Genomic DNA, 4312 nt, shown 5'->3' with positions numbered 1-4312 from the left:
GTACGCCCAGCGGCCGCCAATGGCCAAGAATGCCGTGCGTTCGGCACGCCGCCATCGACGCGAATCACCGTCCCGTTGATAAACGCCGATGCCTCGGACAATAAAAATACCGCCGCCGCGGCCAGTTCGGATTCGGTCCCGAAGCGCTGCAACGGCACCTTGTGCTTGAGCTCGCGCAACAACGCACGATAACGTTCGTCGTAACTATCCATTCCCGCCGATGCAATCCATCCCGGCGCAACGGCATTCACGCGCACGCCGGCGTAACCCCATTCGCACGCGGCCGTTTCCGTGAAGTTCCAGACGCCCGCACGCGCGGCGCCCGAATGGCCCATGCCGGGCATACCGCCCCAGATGTCCGCGAGCATGTTGACGATCGAGCCGCCGTGATCGCGCATCCATTGTGTAAAACATTCGCGCGACATCAGGAAAGTGCCGTGCAGGTTGTTGCGCACCACCGCGTCCCAGCCGTTCAGCGAGATCTTGTCGAGCGGCGCGGGAAACTGGCCGCCTGCGCAATTGAACAGGCCGTCGAGCCGGTTGAAATCGGCGATTGCCGCGGCGACGACGTGTTTGACGCTCGTTTCGTCGCGGATGTCGCAGGCGTGGCAGCGCACGCGTTCGGCGCTTTCCGGGTAGTCCTCGGCCAGCTCGGCGCGCACGGTTTCCAGCTTCGCCAGGGTTCGTCCGATCAGGATCACCGAAGCTCCCAGCGAGACCAGTTCGTGCGCGGTACATCGGCCAAGCCCGCTGCCTCCGCCCGTCACCATGACAACCTTGCCGGCGAACAGGCCGGGGCGGAAAACGGAACGGTATTGATGCGGACCGTGGCGGTCGTTCGGATTGGTTTCCATGATTCTCAACGTAACTGGGTGAGTGCGCCTCAATGTGCTTGAGTAAAACTCAACACCATGCCAACGTCAAGCCGGTTAACCCTTAATATTTGTCAAAACAACGGCTTAAATTTGCGTATCAGTGCAATTGAGCTACACTCAAATTACTTCCTGTGACAAGCGACTTTCATCGCCACTATGAGTCAGCCCAAAACCCTCCCCGCACGGCGTGCGCCGTCGAGCATCAAGTCCGAACAACGCATCAAGGACATCTTGCTCGTGGCGCGGCAAGTGTTCTCGGAGCGCGGATATGCGTCGGCGACGACCATCGATATGGCGCGTCGGCTGGGGGTATCGGAGGCGACAGTGTTCACGTATTTCTCCGGCAAGCGCGACCTCTGCGTGCGAGTGATCTGCGACTGGTATGACGAGATCATCGCGGAGATCGAAGCCACGTTGCCGCATATCACGGGCACGCGCGCGAAGCTGTTCTTCCTGATCCGCACGCACCTGTACCGGCTGATGATCGATGGGCCGGGGCTGTGCGCGCTGATCCTGTCCGAAGGACGCGCGAAAGACGACACCTTCGGCGATGAAATCGTGCGACTCCAGCGGCGCTATACCGCGCCGCTGATGCAGGTGCTGTCGGACGGCGTGGCAGCCGGCGATATCCGCGACGACCTGCCCTTAAGCCTGTTGCGCTCGAGCATTTATGGGCCGATGGAACATGTGCTGTGGGACGCGATCAGCAAGAAAACGGTGGATATTGAAGAGACGTCGAAGCGGTTATCCCTGCTTCTTTGGCAGGGTTTGCAGCCGCCCAATCCGAAGGTCGCCGCCCTCGGGCAATTACAACGCGACATGGCAGCGGCACTCAGGACGTTTGAAGACACCCCAAACTCGCCTGAATGAAAGAACTTGATTTGTACAATTATTACGGTTGACCGCGGCCTACACGGAATCGTTGGTCGCCCTCCAATTGCCGGCATTACCCCTCTCATCCCCGCCCCTCAACGCCCTGCCCTCCGCGGCGCGTTTATTTCGTCCGATAAAACCGCCGCGTGAAAATTGCGGAGCCTTTGTCCGTCAGCTATCCGCATAGTTCCCGAAGTCGTATTGAAAACAATTCTTACCTGTGTAATGATATTGATTCGTATTTAGGAACTATTCGGCAAACGCTGCACATCCTCCGCAACGACGGACTGCTGCGCCGAATATCGACCGCTCAAGCCACCGCGGGCATCGCGGAAGCAATTGACCGGCATGGCGCAACGGCGCCGGCTTTTTTGACCATCAAGCACACTCGGGGAAACACATGTTGAGGAAGACACCGCTTGCCGCGGCAATCATGACCGCGCTGGCGGCTCCTGTTGCCGTACCGCTTTATGCTCACGCGCAGGCCGCGCCAGTCAACAAGGCCGATCAAACTGCCCAGGCGGACCCGTCCGCACAAGCCCCGCAAGCCGCACCTCCCGTTGAAGGCGCCGCGCTGCCTGCCGTGCACGTCAACGCCCAAGCCGTCACGCCCGATTTTCAGCCCGAAACGTCGAGCGTAGGCGCCAAGGTCCCGACCGCGTTGCGCGATATCCCCCAAGCGGCCGTGGTGGTCCCGAAAGCCGTGCTTCAGTCCCAGGCAGCGACCTCTTTCTCCGATGCCCTTCGCAACGTCCCCGGCGTCACCATTGGTGCAGCGGAAGGCGGCCAGATCGGCAACAACATCAATTTGCGCGGTTTCTCGGCGCGCACCGACATTTATCTCGATGGCTTCCGCGATCGCGGCCAGTACTATCGGGACACGTTCGATCTTGAATCCATCGATGTGCTGTATGGTCCGTCATCACTGTATTTCGGGCGCGGCTCCACGGGCGGCGTGATCAACCAGGTGAGCAAGCAGGCGGGTTTGAAAGCGCACGCATCGGTATCCGCAATGGTCGGCACGAGCGACCGCTACCGCACCACGTTCGACATCAACCAGCCGCTGTCCGACACATCCGCCGTGCGCCTCAACGCGTTCGGGCAAGACCTCGGTTCCACGCGCGACGTGATGAAAAGCAAGGACTACGGCTTCGCGCCGACCGTGCGCTTCGGCATTGGAACGCCGACGGAAGTCACCTTGTCAGCGTTGATCCAGCACAACCGCGACCAGCCGGACTATGGCATTCCGCCGGTGAACGGCGCGCCGGTCCCGGTGAGCAAGAGCCAGTTCTATGGCTTCGAAGGCGACCGGACGATCCAGGACGTGCAGACGCTTTCGGCGCGCATCCAGCATCGTTTCAACGACAACCTCACGCTGCGCAACGAGACCCAGTTCAGCCACTACGGCACCGAGGCCACCGCGACCAACGCGGCGGCTGTCCTGACCGGGCCGCTGGGAACATCCACTGCACTTGCCAACGGCAATTTCACGACGCTGCCGTTGTCGTCGCTATATGTGAAGTTGCAGGGCAAGGACCGCAACATCAACGATCACTCGGTCTACAACACGACCGATATCGATTACAAGTTCAACACCGGCTTCCTCAAGCATGAGGTGATCGCAGGCATTGACCTGAGCCACGAGACCTATAGCAACCAGTCGTTCACCGCGACGACGCCGGGCCTGCCGTCGAACACCATCGCGATCGTGCCGCTGCTCAATCCGCAATACACCACGCGACCCGCCAATACGCAGGAAGTGGCGACCAATTTGGTGGAATCGAGTGCGAACGGTGTCGGCATTTATGCCAACGATACGGTCTCTATCGGCCAGTACTGGAAGGTGGTGGGCGGCTTGCGCTGGGACCGCTACGAGGCGTCGATCAAGAACACGCTCAATGCGCCTTCGTACGCTACGCAAACTAATTTCTTCACGAGCGTGCGCGGCGGGATCATTTTCCAGCCGACCGACTGGCAGTCGTACTACGTGTCGTACGGCACGTCGTTCAACCCGTCGCTGGAAGCGCTGACGCTGACGAACAACCAGCAGAACACGCCGCCGGAATCGAACCGTTCCTATGAAGTGGGTACGAAGTGGGATTTGCTGAACGGCGGGTTGTCGGTGACGCAGTCGCTGTTCAATATCGATAAAACCAACGCCCGCACGCTCCAGGCCGACGGCACCTACTCGCTCGACGGCGACGTGCGCGTGCGAGGTTATCAACTTGGGCTGGCTGGCCACATCACGAACAAGTGGCAAGTGTTTGGCGGTTACACGTACATGGACGGCCAGGTGATGAAGGCGCTGGACAACACCAACGGCAAGACGCTGGCGAACACGCCGCGCAACATGATCACGTTGTGGACGACTTACGACCTCACGCCGCAATGGACTTTCGGCGGCGGTCCGGTGTACACATCGGCACGATATGCCGCGAGCAACGACTTCGTGCAAGTGCCTGCGTACACGCGCTGGGACGCAATGGCCGCGTTCCACCAAAAGCATTACGACATCCAGTTCAACGTGCAGAACCTGACCAACAAGCACTACTACGATGCGCTGA

The 4312-nt window shown here is 60.1% G+C and carries 3 protein-coding genes; 2 read left to right on the top strand and 1 reads right to left on the bottom strand.

The features are described from left to right. Window positions 1-854 (bottom strand): SDR family oxidoreductase (locus JWR14_RS18045; RefSeq protein WP_299709461.1); only part of this gene is annotated, 854 nt, incomplete at its 3' end. Between the two features lie 177 nt (window positions 855-1031). On the opposite strand from JWR14_RS18045, the gene JWR14_RS18040 reads away from it, so the two are divergent. Together JWR14_RS18040 and JWR14_RS18035 are read left to right on the top strand one after the other, a co-directional pair. Then, entirely contained in the window at window positions 1032-1745 is a 714-nt protein-coding gene (locus JWR14_RS18040; RefSeq protein ID WP_299709459.1) for a TetR/AcrR family transcriptional regulator, read from the top strand. A 403-nt stretch (window positions 1746-2148) separates the two neighbouring features. After that, the coding region (locus JWR14_RS18035) for a TonB-dependent siderophore receptor (protein WP_299709457.1) at window positions 2149-4312 on the top strand (2164 nt) is incomplete at its 3' end.

Source organism: Caballeronia sp., assembly GCF_028292365.1.
Taxonomy (GTDB): Bacteria; Pseudomonadota; Gammaproteobacteria; order Burkholderiales; family Burkholderiaceae; genus Caballeronia.
This window is presented reverse-complemented; position numbering and strand designations above follow the sequence as displayed.